This window comes from Holophagales bacterium (genome assembly GCA_016699405.1).
GTDB lineage: Bacteria > Acidobacteriota > Thermoanaerobaculia > Multivoradales > JAGPDF01 > JAAYLR01.
Genome location: CP064972.1, coordinates 4,022,760 through 4,039,320, shown reverse-complemented (window position 1 = coordinate 4,039,320; position 16,561 = coordinate 4,022,760). Strand labels below are relative to the sequence as shown.

At 67.8% G+C, this 16,561-nt stretch carries 13 protein-coding genes; 9 read left to right on the top strand and 4 right to left on the bottom strand.

Going from position 1 to position 16,561, the window contains the following annotated elements:
- Window positions 1–30 precede the first annotated feature (30 nt).
- Both fabF and IPJ17_16710 read left to right on the top strand, forming a co-directional pair.
- Window positions 31–1,284: a beta-ketoacyl-ACP synthase II gene (gene fabF, locus IPJ17_16715; GenBank protein QQR73109.1), complete on the top strand. Its 1,254-nt coding sequence runs from the start codon at window positions 31–33 to the stop codon at window positions 1,282–1,284.
- Entirely contained in the window at window positions 1,281–1,685 is a 405-nt protein-coding gene (locus IPJ17_16710) for a TIGR02266 family protein (GenBank protein ID QQR73108.1), read from the top strand. Before fabF ends, IPJ17_16710 begins: the two co-directional genes overlap by 4 nt.
- Here IPJ17_16710 and IPJ17_16705 read toward each other — a convergent pair.
- From IPJ17_16705 to IPJ17_16690, 4 genes are all read right to left on the bottom strand, one after another.
- Complete coding sequence (locus IPJ17_16705) at window positions 1,673–2,854, bottom strand: HD domain-containing protein (protein ID QQR73107.1); 1,182 nt, start codon at window positions 2,852–2,854, stop codon at window positions 1,673–1,675. The genes IPJ17_16710 and IPJ17_16705 overlap by 13 nt on opposite strands.
- Complete coding sequence (locus IPJ17_16700) at window positions 2,847–5,114, bottom strand: HEAT repeat domain-containing protein (GenBank protein QQR73106.1); 2,268 nt, start codon at window positions 5,112–5,114, stop codon at window positions 2,847–2,849. The genes IPJ17_16705 and IPJ17_16700 overlap by 8 nt, the downstream gene beginning before the upstream one ends.
- A 26-nt stretch (window positions 5,115–5,140) precedes the next feature.
- Window positions 5,141–7,399, bottom strand: coding sequence for a DPP IV N-terminal domain-containing protein (locus tag IPJ17_16695; protein ID QQR73105.1), 2,259 nt, complete (start codon window positions 7,397–7,399; stop codon window positions 5,141–5,143).
- 233 nt (window positions 7,400–7,632) lie between these two features.
- Complete coding sequence (locus IPJ17_16690; GenBank protein ID QQR73104.1) at window positions 7,633–9,525, bottom strand: (Fe-S)-binding protein; 1,893 nt, start codon at window positions 9,523–9,525, stop codon at window positions 7,633–7,635.
- 319 nt (window positions 9,526–9,844) lie between these two features.
- On the opposite strand from IPJ17_16690, the gene IPJ17_16685 reads away from it, so the two are divergent.
- The 7 genes from IPJ17_16685 to IPJ17_16655 all read left to right on the top strand — a co-directional run bounded on the left by IPJ17_16685 (window position 9,845) and on the right by IPJ17_16655 (window position 16,244).
- A complete protein-coding gene (locus IPJ17_16685; protein ID QQR73103.1) occupies window positions 9,845–10,735 on the top strand; it encodes a hypothetical protein in 891 nt (296 codons plus the stop codon).
- Window positions 10,736–10,788: 53 nt separating this feature from the next.
- A complete protein-coding gene (locus IPJ17_16680; protein ID QQR73102.1) occupies window positions 10,789–11,664 on the top strand; it encodes a hypothetical protein in 876 nt (291 codons plus the stop codon).
- Window positions 11,665–11,845: 181 nt separating this feature from the next.
- Window positions 11,846–12,052, top strand: coding sequence for a hypothetical protein (locus IPJ17_16675; GenBank protein ID QQR73101.1), 207 nt, complete (start codon window positions 11,846–11,848; stop codon window positions 12,050–12,052).
- 372 nt (window positions 12,053–12,424) lie between these two features.
- Window positions 12,425–13,525: a toll/interleukin-1 receptor domain-containing protein gene (locus IPJ17_16670; protein QQR73100.1), complete on the top strand. Its 1,101-nt coding sequence runs from the start codon at window positions 12,425–12,427 to the stop codon at window positions 13,523–13,525.
- A gap of 93 nt (window positions 13,526–13,618) precedes the next feature.
- The gene (locus tag IPJ17_16665) at window positions 13,619–14,677 is read left to right on the top strand and encodes a hypothetical protein (protein QQR73099.1); all 1,059 of its coding nucleotides are present in this window, start codon (window positions 13,619–13,621) and stop codon (window positions 14,675–14,677) included.
- Between the two features lie 353 nt (window positions 14,678–15,030).
- Window positions 15,031–15,387 (top strand): transposase, encoded by a 357-nt coding sequence (locus IPJ17_16660; protein QQR73098.1) that lies wholly within the window; start codon window positions 15,031–15,033, stop codon window positions 15,385–15,387.
- Between the two features lie 92 nt (window positions 15,388–15,479).
- Window positions 15,480–16,244 (top strand): hypothetical protein, encoded by a 765-nt coding sequence (locus tag IPJ17_16655; protein ID QQR73097.1) that lies wholly within the window; start codon window positions 15,480–15,482, stop codon window positions 16,242–16,244.
- Window positions 16,245–16,561: the final 317 nt, after the last annotated feature.

Sequence of the window (16,561 nt, the reverse complement as noted above, 5' to 3'; positions counted from 1 at the left end):
GTCTCACCCTTCCCTCATCGCGAGATGTCCATGGAACGACGACGTGTCGTCGTCACCGGCGTCGGCTTGGTGTCGCCGCTCGGTGTCGGTACGCACGAGACCTGGCAGGCACTGCTCGCCGGCCGCAGCGGGATCGGCCCGATCACCCGGTTCGACGCCAGCGGCTGGGAGAGCCGTATCGCCGGAGAGGTGAAGGGGTTCCAGGCCGAGCGCTGGATCGAGAAGAAGGACGTCAAGAAGTCCGACGCCTTCATTCACTATGCGGTGGCGGCGAGCATGATGGCGGTCGCCGACGCCGGCCTGCGCGTCACCGAGGAGAATGCCGAGCGGGTCGGTGTGGTGATCGGCTCGGGGATCGGCGGCCTGCCGTTGATCGAGCGGATGCACACGACGCTGCTCGAACGCGGGCCCACCCGCGTGTCGCCGTTCTTCATCCCCGGTCTGATCGTCAACCTGGCGGCCGGCCAGGTGTCGATCAAGCTCGGCGCGCGCGGACCGAACACCGCTCCCTGCACCGCCTGCACGACCGGACTGCACGCCGTCGGCGACGCCTACCGGCTGATCCAGCACGGCTACGCCGAGGCGATGGTGGCGGGAGGCACCGAGTCGGTGATCACCCCGCTCGCGGTGGCCGGCTTCTCGGCGATGGGCGCGCTGTCCCGGCACAACGACGATCCGCAGAGCGCCTCGCGGCCGTGGGACCGCGACCGCGACGGGTTCGTCATGGGTGAGGGCGCCGGCATCCTGGTGCTCGAGGAGCGCGAATCGGCCCGGCGCCGCGGCGCGCCGATCTACGCCGAGATCGTCGGCTACGGCATGAGCGCCGACGCCTACCACATCTCGGCACCCCATCCGGAAGGGCTCGGCGGTGCGGCAGTCATGCGCCTGGCGCTCGCCGACGCCTCGCTCGCGCCCACGGCGATCGACTACATCAACGCGCACGGCACCTCGACCCCCCTCGGCGACCTCGCCGAGGTCGCCGCGATCAAGCAGATCTTCGGCGAGCACGCCTACCAGCTCGCGGTCTCGTCGACGAAGTCGGCGACCGGCCATCTGCTCGGCGCGGCGGGCGGGCTCGAAGCCGGAATCCTCGCGCTCGCCCTGCGCGAGCAGGTCTACCCGGCGACGCTCAACCTCGATCATCCGGGGGAGGGTTGCGATCTCGACTTCGTGCCCGGTGCGCCGAGGCACGCGGCGATGGAGGTGGCGCTCACCAACTCGTTCGGCTTCGGCGGGACGAACGGCGCGCTGATCATGCGCCGGCACCGCGACGAGGGCACGTGACCGAACCGTCGGCCGCTCCTTTCGTTGGAGCGAACCGGCGCACTGCACCCCGGGTGCCGCTGGTGGTCGAGGTGCGCGTCCTGCTGCCCGACTTCGCGAGCTTCGTCCGCGAGGTCTGTCGCAACGTCTCGATCGGCGGCATGTTCGTCCAGACGCCGACGCCGCCGCCGGTGGGGAGCGTGTTGCGTTTCGAGCTCGATCTCCCCGATCGGGCGGGGGTGGTCCACGGGAGCGGCGAGGTGGCCTGGGTCCGGTCGCAGGACGACCCTCCGGCGAACCCGGCGGGATTCGGTCTGAAATTCCTCGACGTCCCGCCGACCCAGCGCGACCTGATCTTCCAGGTCGTCGACCGGTTCATCCAGCGCGGCGGCGCGCCCTTCGATCTCGATCAGGCCGGCTGAGCCGGCAGCATCTCGGCGAGTCGGCCGACCAGCTCGGCGTTCAGGGCGCCTTGCGCCCCGCGCTGCGCCAGCATCGTCAACGCGGCGACGCGTCCGGCGTCTCCCTGGTCGGCGACCGCCGAGGCGAAGACGTCGTAGGCATCGGCCACGGCGACCATCTGGCTGGCGAGACCGGGGCGCCGCGGTGTCCGCATCGCCGGGAACGACGGCGCGCCGTCGGCGCGCCAGTGGTGCTCGTAGGCGACCAGGATCGCCACCGCCGGAGCTCCCTCCACACCGCTCAGCCGGGCCGCTCCGAGCTCGGGATGGAGCTGCTGCAGCCGCCAGGTGGCGGCGTCGAGGCGTCCCCGGGTGCGCCGCACTTCGGCGGGCAGCGCGAGCTTGCCGACATCGTGGAGGAAGGCGGCGATCCCGAGGTCGCGCAGCGGATCGCCGTGGAAGCCGAGGGCTCGTCCGAGTCCCAGGGTGAGGAAACAGACGCGCAGGCTGTGCTGGAAGAGCTCGTCCTCCTCGCCGGCGATCGGTGTCAGCGGCAGGATCGTCTCGGTGGCGAGCGCGAGGGCGGCGAGGGCCTGCGAGGCGAGCCGCTCGAAGGCGTCGACTCGCGCCTTGCCGGTGCCGTTTCCTGCCGCTTCGAGCGCCTCGCGTGCGGCGGCGAGCGCCTCCGGGGTCAGCGCGTTGCGGGACGGGAGGTCGGCGAGCGCGCGTGCGGCGGTCTCGTCGAGCTCGGGCGGTGCCTGCTCGCTTTCGGGCCCGCCGCCGATGGTGGCCGAAACCTGCCCGACCTGGAGATGCAGCGTCGACTTCGCGCCCCGGCCTTCGCAAAGATCGCCGAGGAATTCGCCGAGCTCGGCGACGTCGAGGCCGCGCCGCACCGTCAGCCCCTCGATGCCGTGGCGTTCGAGCGAGTTGCGGAAGCCGCGGACGACGATTCCTCCGCCGCGCAGCGCCTGTCCCGCCACCGCGAGGTCGTCTCCGACGCGCAGGATCGAGACCTCGTCGGTCCCGCTCGCGTCGAGGAAGGCGCGCAACGCGCCGACCGCGGCGCCGATCGCCGCGGCGACGCGCGGGTGGACGCCCGGGTAGAGCGAGCGGGCGGTGAGCGCCGCGGCGAGCGGTGCGACGGTGGCCTGAGGGTCGGCGTTGGCGGGGAGCCGGGGCTCACTCATGACCGAGATCCTCCGGGTGGGGCTCGTCACGCACCGCCGGATCGGCCGCGAGGCGCTGGCACATCGCCCGGATCTGCGGGTCGCGGATGCGCATGCCGCGCTCGACCCACGGCGCGCGATCGCGGGGCTCGAAGGCGGCGAGCGCCTTGAACGCGGCCCGGCGCTCCTCGAGCGAGTCGAGCTTGAAGAGCCCCGGGGAGAAGAACCGTCGCAGCGCGTCGAGCGCCCGCGCATCGCCGATCTGGCCGAGCGCCCACCAGGCGCGCAGCCGCAGGGCGCGGCGGCGGCCGAACGGGTCCCACGGGCGCAAGAGATCGACCAGCGGCTCGACGGCCTCGTGGAAGCCGCGCCGCGCGGCAAGGGTGATCGCCGAGTCGGCGAGCTTCGGGTCGGGGTCGCGCAGCGCCTGTTCGAGCAGCTGTCGCGGCATCTCGCTGTCGAAGGAGAAGAGGTTGCGGATCGCCTCGACGCGCACGCGGATGTCGGCGTGCTCGGCGCACTTGCGCACGGCCGGGAGTGACGTGCGGTCCTCGATCCGTCGCAGGATGACGAGGGCGTTGCGCACCACGAACCACCGGCTGTCGGCGAGCAGCGCGATCGCCTCCGGGGCGATCGGATGGCCGATCGAGCAGAGGAACTCGAGAAGCTGGTGCCGGCGCGAGCGGTCCCGTTCCTCGACGAGCGCGGCGAGCAGGTGGCGAATCGCCGGGCCGCCGAGGAGGACGACCAGGTTCATGCTCTGGGCGAGCGCCGATTCGGTCATCGACGCGAGGGCGCCGACGAGCGACAGGACGCTCTCGCGGCTCGCCAGCCGTTCGATCGAGCGCCGGATGGCGCTGCGCGACGCCTCGTCGAGCAGGGCGCTGGCCGCGAGAACCTGCAGGCGTTCGAGGATCTCGGTGGCGGCGCGCGGGCGGCCGTCTTCGAGCGCCTGCCGGAAGAGGCGTTGAAGCTGCCCGAGCACCGGCTCGATCCCTTCGCTGCGGGCGAGCGGGCTCTCCAGCAGGTCGAGCAGGGTGAGGGTGAGCTGCCGATCGAGCGCCTCGGGTTCGAGCGACTCGCGCAGGCTGCCGAGATCGGGCGGAGGGCTCGCCGGCTGGACGACCTTCGGCAGGGTCACGTTCGGCGCCGGCTCCTTGCCCCCGCTGCCGAAGCGGTCGACGTCCTCGTCGGCGAAGAGCGAACGCAGGGCCGCGGCGAGGCTCCGGGCGTCGGCGTGTCGCTCGCGAGCACGCGCCTCCTCCTGCGCCGCGGCGGCGAGCGCCTGGGCGACACGCAGGGCGAGCGGCGAGAAGCGGAACTTCTGCTGCGCGAGCTGGCGAAAGGCCCGCAGCACCTCGGCCGGCGGCAACGAGGCGGCCAGTTGTCGGAGCGCTTCGGCATCACCGTCGAGGCCGGCGAGTGCGGCGATCGCCGCCTCGAGGACGGGTGAGCGCAGGTCGGCCGGCAGGGCGCGCAGCAGCGCGGTGAGCTGCGCGAGGCTGTCGCCGCGGGACGGGTCGGTCCGGTCGGCGAGCGAGCCGCGAACCATCCGCGCCAACGCCTCGGCGAGCGTGGCGCGGCTGGCGAACGCCGCCGCGCCGGGCGCGGAGCCGGCGCCCTCGCCGGTCTGGCCGCCGGCGCGGAGCTGCTGCGCCGCGGCCAGCGCGGCCAGGAGCCGCTCGACGATGCGCTCCATCTCGCGACGGGCGCTGCGGGCCGCGAGATCCTCGCCTTCGCTCTCGTCGAGGGCGAGATGGCGCCCCTCGAGCAGCTCCTGGATGATGCGCTCCTCGAGCGACTCGCCGCGATGCTCGATCTCGTGGAGCTCGTCCTCCTCGTCGGCGACGCGCAGGGCGGAGTAGTCGATCGGCTCGGCGCGCACGCCGAGGATCCCTTCTTCCAGCAGCTCCAGGTCGAGTCGGCTCTGCCCCGGGTTCTTCGGGTCGCCGGGAAGGAGGCGGAGGAATCCGCCGAGCTCTTTGAGCGTGATCCCCTCGCGGAACGACAGCACCGCGACATGACGGCGGTGCAACACCTCCGAGAGGCGCTGCGCCGGCATCGACTCGAGCTTCGTCTCGACCCAGGCGAGTGCGCCGGGGACCACCCCGAGGCGCAGCTCGCCGGTCATCGCGAGCAGCGGCCGGAGCTGAGCGAAGGCGCGCTCGACGCTGCCGAGCAGCGCCGGGTGTCCGGGTGGGTAGGTGGCGAGATTCCTCCAGGCGAGCGCGAGGTCGCGGAGGAAGGCCTCGAGTGCGACGGTCGCCTCGGGGGTGGCCACGGAGGGATTGTAGCTCCGGGAGTGCCTCAGGGAGCCAGCAAGTGGCGCTCGAAGAACTCGGTCATCCGCTCGGTCGAGTGGCGTGCCGCGGCGCCGCGGAACCCGTGCTTCTGCCCCGGGTAGAGCGCCTGTTCGAACGGGCGCTTGGCGTCGACGAAGGCGCTGAACAGGTGGAGCGAATTCTGCGGGTGGACGTTGTCGTCGCCGGTCCCGTGGAGCACCAGGAGCGCGTCGGCGAGTGCCGCGGCATGCGTCACCGCCGACGACAGGCGATAGCCCTCGGGGTTCTCCTGCGGGCTGTCGAGGTAGCGCTCGGTCCACACCGAGTCGTAGAGCGACCAGTCGGTCACCGGCGCACCGGCGACCGCGGCCTTCCAGACGCCCGGGGCGCGCAGCACGCTGTAGAGCGTGTTGCTGCCGCCGCCCGACCAGCCCCAGAGGCCGAGGCGCGTGCCGTCGACGTAGGGCAGGCTCTTGAGGTACTCGACGCCGGCGAGCTGGCCGGCGAGCTCGACCTCGCCGAAGCGGCGGTGGAGAAGGTCCTCGCCGCGCTTGCCGAAGAAGAGCGAGGCCTGGTTGTCGACCTCGAAAACAACGAAGCCACGCTGCACCATGAGGTGATTCCACAGCTCGCGGGCGCCGCCCCAGCGGTCGACGACCACCTGCGAGCCGGGCCCGCCGTAGTGGTACATCAGCACCGGCAGCTTCTTGCCGGGCTCGAGCTGTCGCGGCTTGAGCATCCGCGCCGGCAACGTCGAGCCGCCGGGGCCGGGGATGGTAAGAAACTCCCACTTCGGCAGCGAGGCGAGGTCGATGCCCGGGGCCGGCTCGTAGGGCAGCTCCGCGACCATCGCGCCATCGAGACGGCGCAGGCGGGCCGGGCGCGGTGTGTCGGCGTCGCTCGTGTTCTCGACCCAGAGCCCCGCATCCGAAGCCGCTCCCACCGCATGCCAGCCGCGACCTTCGCTGAGCGCGCGGAAGCCCGAGCCGTCGAGGCGCACCGCGAGCACCTGACGCCCTGCGGGACCGAGGCCGGCCGTGGGATACGCGGTGACGATCGCGAGCCCGGGCTTTCCCTCGCCCTTCTCGCCGATCTTGTCGAGCACCGCGTCGAGCGAAGCGATCGCCCAGCCTTCAGGGGGCAGGCGCCGGGCACTGCCGTCCTTGCCGATGCGATAGAGATGTCGCCAGCCGTCGCGCTCGGAGCCCCAGAGCCAGGTCCCGTCGGCGAGCCAGCGGAATTCCTCGCCAAGGTTGACCCAGGTCGGCCAACTCTCGACGAGGCGCGAGCGGCAACTGCCGTCGGCGCGCGAGCAGGCGAGGACGTCGATCCGATCCTGTCCGCGCACCATCCTTTGCACGGCGAGCTCGCGACTGTCGGGCGACCAGGCGAGACGGGCGAGGTAGTCGGTCGGGTCGCCGCCGGTGGCGAGCCAGCGCGTCGCATGGGTGGCGAGCTCGACGACGCCGAAGCGCACGGTCGGATTGGTCTGCCCGGCCTTCGGGTAGCGCTGCGGATCGACCTCCGGGTAGGTCGGCCGGTAGTCGATCACCGGATAGGTCGGCACGTCGCGATCGTCGAAGTGGTAGTAGGCGATCGCGGTGCCGTCGGGGCTCCACCAGAAGCTCTCCGGATTGCGCCCCCAGATCTCTTCCCAATAGACCCAGTCGGTGGTGCCGTTGAGCACCTCGCCCGGCTTGCCGTCGCTGGTGAGCGCCTGTTCCTCGCCGCTTGCCCGATCGAGCACGTAGAGATTTGCCTCCCGCACGAAGGCGACGCGCGCGCCGTCGGGCGAAAGCTGCGCGCGCTCTTCTTCGGCGGCCGTCGAAGTCAGCCGGCGCAGGCTGCCGGCGGGCGGCTCGAGGGTGAAGAGATCGCCTGCGGCTTCGAAGAGGAGGAGCTTGCCGTCCTTCGACCACGCATAGCTCGCCGGCGCGAAGCCCTTGCCGCCCGGCCCTCCTTGCCCCGCGGGCGACGCGGGCGGCAGCGCGCCGTAGTCGACGAGCACGGTGCTCTTCGCCGTCGCCGCATCGAGCGCCCAGAGCTTGCGTCCGCTTCCGTCGTCCCAGACGTAGGTCAGCACCTCGCTGCCTGGGCGGAACTGCACCTGCTCGGCGCGCTTGCCGTTGGCCTTCTCGCCGCTGATCAGGTCGAAGGTGAGCTGTTGCGACTGAGCCGGGGGGGTGAGCGCCAGCAGGCCGACCGCCGCGAAGAGGCGGGCGAAGGAGATTCTGGTGAGGAGAGACCGAAGGGAACCGCAGCGATGGTCGATCGAGGATGGCATGGGCGACTCTCTCCTTCGCGAGCGCAGGTCGACGTCGCCGAGCGGGGGACGGTGCGGGGTCGAGCCGAGGGCTCCCGAGGCCGCGCCGCCGGCTGCGCCGAGGAGGAGAAGACTAGCGGAAACGCCTCCCGCAGCCGAGGACGGCCACGGGAAGCGGACCGGACAGGACCCGCGGCGGGGGAGGAGCGGGTGCGCGAAGCTCCCGCCCTCACCCCTTTGAAACATCACCTCCGTCAGGCGGGCAAGGACACGCCCGGCGGTGGAGGAAGCGCCGCTGCCACCACCTCGGCGAGGTCCTGCGTGTCCTCGACCGCGGAGTTGAGCATCATCTTGCACTCCGGGCAGGCGGTGACGAGGAGCTTCGCGCCGGTGGCGACGACCTCCTCCTTGCGCTTCTGGTCGACGCGCACCGCGACCTCCTGCTCGCGCGCGAAGCCGGCGTTGCCGCCGCCGCAGCAGTAGGAGCGCTCGCGCTTCCGTCCCATCTCGGTGACGGCGAAGCCGGCGGCGGCGAGGATCTCGCGCGGCTCGTCGAGCACGCCCTCGTAGCGGCCGAGGTAGCAGGGGTCGTGGAAGGTCGTCGGTACCGCGCCGTTCCCGTTGCGGGTGAGCTGCAGCGAGCCGCGCCGGAGCAGGTCGACGAGCAGCTCGGAGTGGTGGACGACGCGTGGGGAGAAGGCGGCGTCGAGCGTCGGGTACTCGCGCCGCAGCGTGTGGAAGCAGTGCGGGCAGGGGGTGACGATCTTCTCGACTCCGGCGGCCTTGAGCGTCTCGAGGTTCTGCTGGGCGAAGGTCTGGAACTGCATCTCCTCGCCCTGCCGGCGGTTGTGGTGGCCGCAGCAGGCCTCGTCACCGAGCACGCCGAAGGAGACGCCGGCGTGTCGCAGCACCTTGACCATCGCCGCCGCCGGCGCCTTGGCGTCGGCGTTGTAGCCCCAGACGCAGCCGAGCCAGAGGAGCCACTCGGTCTTGCCCGGCTCGAACTCCGGGATGGCCAGCTCGTCGACGAGCTTGGCGCGCGTCGAGGTGGGCGCCGAGAACGGGTTGCCGTAGCGCTCCATCGCCTGCAGGAACTGCGAGGCGACCATCCCCTGGCCGCTGGCGAGCGCCTGCGCCCGCTTGGCGCCGGTAAGGATCTGCAGGTGCTCGATGCCGACCGGGCAGATCGACTCGCAGGCGCCGCAACTCGTGCACTGGCCGAGTGCCTCGGTGGAGATCACGTTGCCGACGACGGCGGCGTCGTCGGCGAGCTCCATCATCGTCTTGCGGCCGGCGAGGACGAAGGCGCGCGGGTCGAGCGCCTGGCCGGCGCCGTTGGCCGGGCACTGCTCGGTGCAGCGCTTGCACTCGACGCAGGTGAGGAAGTCGAGCCGCATCTTCCACGGCGTGTCCTTCATCGTCTCGAGCCCGAGCGTCGCGCCGTCGGCGCCGAGCGCCTCCTCGGAGAGATCGAGCGGCAGGATCTCGGCCATCCGGTGGGTCTTGAGGAAGATGGTCGCCGGCGAGAGGACGAGGTGGAGGTGCTTGCTGCGCAGGATCTGGTGCGGGAAGACCAGGATGATCGCGGCGTGCAGCCACCAGTTGGCCTTCGGCAGCAGGGTGGTCGGCGCGACGCTGTTGAGATAGGTCAGCATGAGCAGGACGATCATCGTGGCGACGACCGCCGAGCTCCACGACTTCGGGTCGGGCGAGATCCGCTTCATCACGAAGCGGCGGAAGGCGAGGCCGAGGATGCCGACGGTGACGGCGACGGCGACGACCGCGATGAAGGTCTTGAAGATCGGCAGCGCGCCGCCGAGGATCGGCTGGAGGAACGGCAGGCCCAGGCCCTTGAGGAAGTGGTCGACGGTCTCGAGGCCGAAGCAGACGAAGCCGAAGTAGACGAAGGCGTGCAGCGTCCCGACCACCGGCCGGTCGCCGATCACCTTCTTCTGCAGGACGACCTCGTCGACGAAGCGCCGCAGCCGGGCGCCGACGCGGTCGGTCCGCGGCCGATCGTTCTTCCCCTGGCGCACCTTCGAGAGACGCGCCCCGAAATTTCGCGCGAAGATCGCCGCCGACACCGCGATGAACACGGCGAGCAGCACCCGTTCCCAGAGAGCGAAGTCGAGGTGGTGGGCTTGCATTCGCGGATCTTATGCCGAAGTGCGGCATGAAGAGGACGGGCAGAGAGCCCCCGGTCCCGCGAGCGCGCCGGGACGCAGCTCGGACACCCCTCACGCCTCGCCGCCGTTGGCTACGGTCCATCCCGGGAGTACACTAATCGGGAATACAGAGTCCAGGACCGTGACGCATCGCCATGACCCCTCGCATGCGACGGCTCGCCCGCTTCTCCGGCCAGAAACCCGGCGCACGGCCGGTGGCCGGTTGCTGGTGGGTGGCTTGTCGACCCTGCGTCAGGGCGAGCTGGTGCTCTTCGTCTTCCAGAGAAGCGGGAGGGGTCGAATGAAGCGGATTCTCGTCTTGCTGGCGCTCTTGGCGTCGGCGACTGCGGCACGAGGGCAGACGGTTTTGTCGGTCGAGGACAGTGCCCTCTGGCGTGTCGACCTGAGGACCCGCGAGAGCCAGCTCGTCTATTCCTTCACCGCGCCGCCCCCTTCTCCGTGGTCCGGATTCGAATGCGGGACGTTGGCTGCGTCGAGCTCCGGTGACCTGCGGTGCCTCGGCACCGCTGGAATCACCGAGATTCGGCCGGGTGCTGTTCAAGTGCTCGCGCCCAATCCCCACGACCTCTGGGAGGACGGTGGATTGGCGTTCGACGCGGATAGTCGGCTCTGGTGGACGGGTGGCAGGTTCATCCAGCAGCTCGACCCGGCGACCGGCGCGATGATCTCGGAGAAGTGGCTGCTCCTTGATGCCGGCTGCTACACCCACGCCCTGGCGGCGAGAGGAAACCGCCTGTTCGCCGTCACCGGGTGTGTCTCTGACTCGCGGATTCGCCTCGAGGAGATCGACCCCTGGTCCGGCGCCTCGTTGTCGGCCATCGACGTGAGCTCGCTGGGCTTCCACATGCCGAGAGATGTCGAGTTCGACGGCAATGGTGACCTCTGGTTCAGCGATTCCGACGGGCCACCCGTGGATCCGTGGCCGACCGGTTGTGTGCGGTATTGGCGGCTCCGCCTCTCTCCACTCTCCGCGGAGATGACGTCGCAAGAATGCGGCGCGTGGCCCCTCGCCATGCCCTTCATGGATCTCGCTGCGATCGAAGGCACGAGCGTGATCGAAGTCCCCGCCGTCAGCCCGCTCGGCGCTCTCGTCTTCGTTCTGCTGCTGGCCGCAGCAGCTTGGTTCCGGTTGCGGGATGGGCGCGGTACGGACGGAACACCCGCACCATGATTCGCTCGATCGGTCGGGCAACGCGCGCTGGTTGGGATGGCGGGAGGGATCGAATGAAGCGGATTCTCGTCTTGCTGGCGCTCTTCGCCTCCGCGACCGTGGCACGGGGCGAGACCGCCTTGTCCGTCGACATGAACGCGCTGTGGCGCGTCGATCTGAACAGCCACAAGGCTCAGCTCATCTCGGAGCTTGGGACTTCCAACCCTCGATTCAGTTGCTCCGGACTAGCGGTGTCGAGAACAGGATTGATCCGCTGCGAGCGGGGCGGTCAGCTCTACGGCATTCGAGATGGCTCCGCCCAGTTGATCGGGCCGATGCCGCACGGGATCGACTTTCTCGGCATCTCCTTCGATGCCGACGGCCGGCTCTGGGCGATCGGTGGGCACCTCCTCTGGCAGCTCGATCCGAGCACCGGGACCGTGATTTCCGAGAAGTGGATCGGCCTCAAGCCGCACTGTTATGCGACCTTTCTCGCGGCGAAGGGGAACCAGCTCTTCACGCTCGCCGAGTGTGATGATCCGTATCCCGCGGGCCTCCACTACAACCTCGAGGAGATCGATCCGGAGACGGGAGCTTCGCTGGGGAGCGTCGACCTCACAGGCCTCGGAGTGGCGATGCCCATGGATGGAGCTTTCGATTCTCGAGGCGATCTCTGGTTCAGCCGGAACTTGGGCGGACCGATCATGGGAATCTACGGCGTTTCCTACAATCGACTCCGTCTATCACCGCTCTCGCTGGAGGAAACGTGGATCGGCTGGTTCTCGATTTGGTCAGGGGAGCTGAAACCGTCCTTCCATGACATCGATGCGATCGAAGGAACGGGCGTGATCGAGGTCCCCGCCGTCAGCCCGCTCGGCGCTCTCGTGTTCGTTCTGTTGCTTGGAGCCGCAGGCTGGTTCCGGCTCGGAGCCGTGGCACGCTCGCGCTGATCGGTGCTAGGAGGAGTGACCGAGCGGACCGTCGCCGCTGCGCAGCGAGCTCGGCCGATCACCGGAGCGCATGGCAGGAACTTCGGTCGACAAGTGCGGCGAGATCGTCGTTCTCCCCAGTCCATGCTTGAAGCCGTGGAGATCGAGCCGAGTGCCTTCCGAAGGGTCGACAGGTGAGTTCTTGGACAAGAAGAGCCCGTTCGTTCTCATTCCCTTGATCGTTGCCGCCCTCGCCGCCGGCGGCCTGGCGGGCGCTGGCGTGGGGCTTGGCTGGTATCCCCCCTTCGTCGGTGTCGGCGCGGCGGTGCTGATCGGCCTCGGGACGGGGGTCGTCGTGTTCCGCAGAGCGCGCTTGGCAAGGCGGGTCAGCGAAGGAGCCGGGAAGTAGGCGATTCGGAACGGACCGCCGGCCCTCGAGGCTCTTCACTCTTCGAGTCTGTCGTGGCTCAACGGCGAGCGCCAAGCGCTGCCATCGGCGCTGTCCGAGCCCACACCGAGCGAGCGTCGGAGCTCCGTGTGACGAACTGGTCTCTCGCGCGAGCTCGAGTCCTTCGGGTGTTATTGAGCGCTTCACGTCGTGTTTGACAGCCGCCTCGCCGCCGCCTACACTGCGCGAAAGTCAGATAGCCATGGGACTTCGCCCCATTCAACCGCTGCCCTCCCGCCGGAGTTACACGGCAAGAAGTGATGTGATCGCCGAATCGCGGGAGGGGTGGGAGCGGAGTCGAGTACGGACCTAGCCCGCATGCGGAGATGATCTATGGCTCGTTCCAGGAAGGCTTCCCCCCAGGCACACACAGCCCCGGTCGTCGAGCCAAAGCGTGCGACTACTGAGAGCCCGCTTGTCTTCATCAGCCACGACAGTCGCGACGCGGATCTCGCCGAGGCGTTCGGAAACCTGTTGACCGACGCAAGCGGTGGGATCCTGAAGTCGTTTCGTTCATCCGACCGCAAGGGGACGGCCGGCATCGAGTACGGGCAGGAGTGGTATCGAGCGATCATGAAGAAGCTCGACGATGCCACGGACGTCGTGGCGCTGCTGACTACCCACAGCGTGAACAGACCCTGGATTCTCTACGAGGCAGGTGTCGCGAAAGGCAAGCTGTCCGCGACCGATCGAGTTCTTGGAATCGCGCTGGGTGTGTCTCTGGACGAGGCGGCGACCGGACCGTTCGCACAGTTTCAGAACTCGCCCGATGAGGAAGATGCAATTACTGGCCTCGTCCTTCAGCTCATTCGTCGACACCCGCAGGCCGCGCCCCGAGAAGAAGCCGTTCGGCGCCAAGTGCAGGCCTTTCGGCAGTCTGTGGCCGCCCTGCTAAAGGATAGGAAGAAGGAACCTGCCCAGCCATCAGCTCGCGTCGATGAAACATCGGTGGCCAAGTTCTTCGAGGAAATCAAGGTTCTGGTGAGGGACGTTCCTGATCGCGTCGCTAGTGAGCTCGGCGGCGACGCCCGCATCCGGCGGATGCGAAAGCGACGGCGATTCCATCCGATGATGTTCGAAGAATTGCTACATCATCCGGTGCTCCGTGAGTCGCCCGACCAAGCCGGGCTGCCGATTCTGATGATGTTCAGCATGCTCCGTGACGACTATCCGTGGCTCTATGAACTTGGTGTCGGGTTGTACCGTGCCGTGCAGGACGGCGACTCCAAAGCCATCGAGCGCGCCCGCAGAGCCATCCGTGACACTGTCGAAATCACGCGGGAAGGCCCCTTCATGCACGAAATGATGGTCGGCCCCGAAGATGAAGAGGCGATGATGATGTTGCTCCACTTCGTTCGCGACCTTGAGCGCTTCACTAGTGTGCCGAGCAGGGTCGCCAGGCGGTCCACGAAGGCCCCAGAGAAGGTTGAGTGAATGCAGAAGGCCAGCAGCAGCCTACAGCGGGCGGCGCTGCGAGACGTCGCTGCTGGCGAGCGTCGCAAGAGCACTCTGGCTCACTCGTAGGCCATGGCGGAAGACGCGGAGTTTGAAGAGCTGCAGGCCCGACACCGGGCGGCAGTGGCGGCGCGCGCCCGCGAGGAACTCGGCAGGGCCGCCAATACGATCTCGACCTTCACGGCCTTCGCCGCCGCAAGGGGGCTGCAGCTCCACTCCAATGCCTTCGAGTACGTCCAGACCATCGGTGTAGTTGCGAAGGCGCCCGGCATCGCAAGAGCGCTATCAGGGCTTCGCCCAACGGAGCGAGATGGGCTGTTCGTCTATGCTGAAATAGCCGAGCACCTCCCCCCCAGCCATTTGTCGAAAGGACTCTTCGTTGGCGCCAACTACATCGTGATGGCGCATCCCTGCTTTCGGCGCCAAATGCACCCGAACGCAAACTGGGCGCCGCGATTTGTCGATCTGTTCTGGGCATTCGATGCCCCCGGCATCAAGAAGTACATCGCCATCGATGAGGATCGCGTCAGAATCAACGTCGACAGAACCAGCTACCTCGAATTAGATACCTGGTACGGCGCGCCGTTCAATGAGGACGTCCGTGCAATCAAGCCAGGCACAGTGAAGTTGCGCCCGCCTTTGGATCTAGAGCCCAGGTACGTTGACCTGTTCTTCGCGAACTCCTACTGCCTCGACATACAGTGGAGGGAGCTAGATGGCATCAAGACGTTCCAGTCTCTTGAGATCAAGACGGACAGCGTGCATACCGAGATCCAAGGAAGAAAGTACTTTCCAGCGCGCTATCTGCACGCTGAGTTTGACATGTCGGCCAACTGCTTTCGGCATTTTGACGGAGCCATCCAGCTCTACTCAGAGGAAGAGTACTTCCGGCGGCGGGACTCAGACTTCAATATGACGGACAAGACTGCCGTTCGCATCAAGGCGCGCTCAGAAAAGGTCTTCAAGCTCAACGGTCCGCTGGCTACCGCTGATTGGGTTGAACTCAGTTGTCACTTCTACACTGCCAATCCGCTCACGTTCGAGTACTTCACCGGCGGGTACCCGGAAAACGTATCTCACATCCTTAAGAAACTTCGAGCGAGCAAGCGGCACGCGGACAATGCCTATTAACCGTCCAGTATTGCACCTGCCGTTGTGGCATGAACCTGAGAGACTTCGCGCGTGCGAAAGAGGGATCGAAGGACGCTGTGTGTGGAGGCAAGGGTCGAGCTGCGCAGGCAGCTCGTCGCGCTTCGCCGCGAGGGCAAGACGCTGGTCGAGATCAGCGCGACCACGGGGTACGCGCGCACGTACTGTTCAAAGCTCGCCAAGGAGTTCGATGCCTCGACTCGAGCTGCGGCGAAGCTGAATCGTGGAGGTCGAGCCGAAGGGACGGGCCGCAAGCTCACCGCGAAGCAGGAGGAGCAGGTTCAGCGATGGTTTCGCGATCGTTGCCCCGATCAGCTTCGGCTGCGGTTCGCGCTGTGGACGCTTCGGGCTGTGCAGGAGTTGGTACGCCGCGAGTTCCGGATTCGTCTTCCGAAGAGTACGACTGCGGTCTATTTGTCGCGCTGGGGCTTCACTTCGCAGCGCCCGTTCGACAGTGGATCGCGAAGCACAGCGAAGCGATCTCGGTCTTCTTCCTGCCGCCCTACTCGCCCGAGCTCAACCCCGACGAATACCTCAACAGCGACTTCAAGCGCGACGTCTACACCGACATCCCGGCGCCCGACCAGGCGACGCTGCATCGCCAAGCGCTGGGTCACCTTCGGAGAATCCAGAGATCGCCGGCTCGAGTCGCTGCCTACTTCAAGCATCCAGCCATCCGCGATGCGGCCTGAACCGATGTCAAGTGCAAAGATGGACTTTCAATAGTTGGGCCGGCTTTCGTCCTGACCGTCCCCGGAGAACCCCGAACTGCGGAGGAATGCCAATGAGGCTTCGAACCTGCCTAGCCGCAATTGTCCTCGCAGGCCTGTCCGCCTGCGCGCAGCCGCCAGCCGCGACGAAGGAGCCGGAACAGAAGCCACCAACTGCATCAGAATTGGCTGCAAAGGTCGAAGCCGAAAGGAAGGCAGGCAGATCTGCCGCCGCCCTCCAGGCTGCTCATGACCTCATCAGTCGTTACGGCGCAACCCCGGAAGGCACCGCAGCAGCGAAATCACTACCGGCGCTTGAGGCAGAGGCGCAGGCGGCTGCTGAGGCCGAGCGCAAGCGCGCCGAGCTAGCCGCGGCTGAGGCCCGTGAGAAGGAGTTGAAAGCTAAGTGGTCGTACAGCGTCTCCGAAGATGCGATGACGGGAAAGACTGCGAGATCCGCGCGGATCGAGTCGGAGAACACGGTGAGTTTCGGCTTTCCCTATCAAGGCGAGCAACACGCCGGACTCACCTTGAGGGATCATCCGAAATACGGCCGCGACGTGATCCTCGCAATCGAGAAGGGCCAGTTCCTATGTCCATCATGGGATGGCTGCGAGGTCATGATCAGATTCGACGATGGCCAACCACAGGACTGGCACGCTTCGCCGGCAGCAGACAACGACAGCACTGTCATCTTCATTCGGAACGCAGATGGCTTTCTTCAGCGGATGAAGGCAGCCAAGGTCGTCCGGGTGCAGCCGCGCATCTATCAGGAGGGCGAGCCGATATTCGAGTTCCGTGTAAGCGGCTTCGACTTGACGAGGTATGGGAAGGGTTGACGCCCTTGCCCCCGGGTGCTGGCTGAACTTCAGAAGCGCGACACGGCTGGGGCCCCGCAGGACCGCGACCTCCGTGCAAGTGTCGCCTTCTATGAGGGAGATTCCGTCAAGTAGTCCCCTCGCCGGGTGAGGTTGTTGTCGTCGTCAGCGACGTCTCCAGTTCGAGTCCGTGCATCCGACGTGCGGCTGGCCGTTTCCACGTGCGGGCAGGATGGTGTCCTTCCACGACCTTCTATCCGTTCGGCCACGATTGGAATCACTGGCCGTCACCGAATCCTCTGTTCGCTGAAAGACGCAGCCAAGTGGAAGCGCTGGTG

What these genes read in the sequence shown, in the direction of transcription:
- IPJ17_16695 (QQR73105.1), bottom strand. Translation starts at nt 7,399, where the DNA reads ATGCCATCCTCGATCGACCATCGCTGCGGTTCCCTTCGGTCTCTCCTC.
- fabF (QQR73109.1), top strand. Translation starts at nt 31, where the DNA reads ATGGAACGACGACGTGTCGTCGTCACCGGCGTCGGCTTGGTGTCGCCG.
- IPJ17_16705 (QQR73107.1), bottom strand. Translation starts at nt 2,854, where the DNA reads ATGAGTGAGCCCCGGCTCCCCGCCAACGCCGACCCTCAGGCCACCGTC.
- IPJ17_16690 (QQR73104.1), bottom strand. Translation starts at nt 9,525, where the DNA reads ATGCAAGCCCACCACCTCGACTTCGCTCTCTGGGAACGGGTGCTGCTC.
- IPJ17_16655 (QQR73097.1), top strand. Translation starts at nt 15,480, where the DNA reads ATGAGGCTTCGAACCTGCCTAGCCGCAATTGTCCTCGCAGGCCTGTCC.
- IPJ17_16685 (QQR73103.1), top strand. Translation starts at nt 9,845, where the DNA reads ATGAAGCGGATTCTCGTCTTGCTGGCGCTCTTGGCGTCGGCGACTGCG.
- IPJ17_16670 (QQR73100.1), top strand. Translation starts at nt 12,425, where the DNA reads ATGGCTCGTTCCAGGAAGGCTTCCCCCCAGGCACACACAGCCCCGGTC.
- IPJ17_16680 (QQR73102.1), top strand. Translation starts at nt 10,789, where the DNA reads ATGAAGCGGATTCTCGTCTTGCTGGCGCTCTTCGCCTCCGCGACCGTG.
- IPJ17_16665 (QQR73099.1), top strand. Translation starts at nt 13,619, where the DNA reads ATGGCGGAAGACGCGGAGTTTGAAGAGCTGCAGGCCCGACACCGGGCG.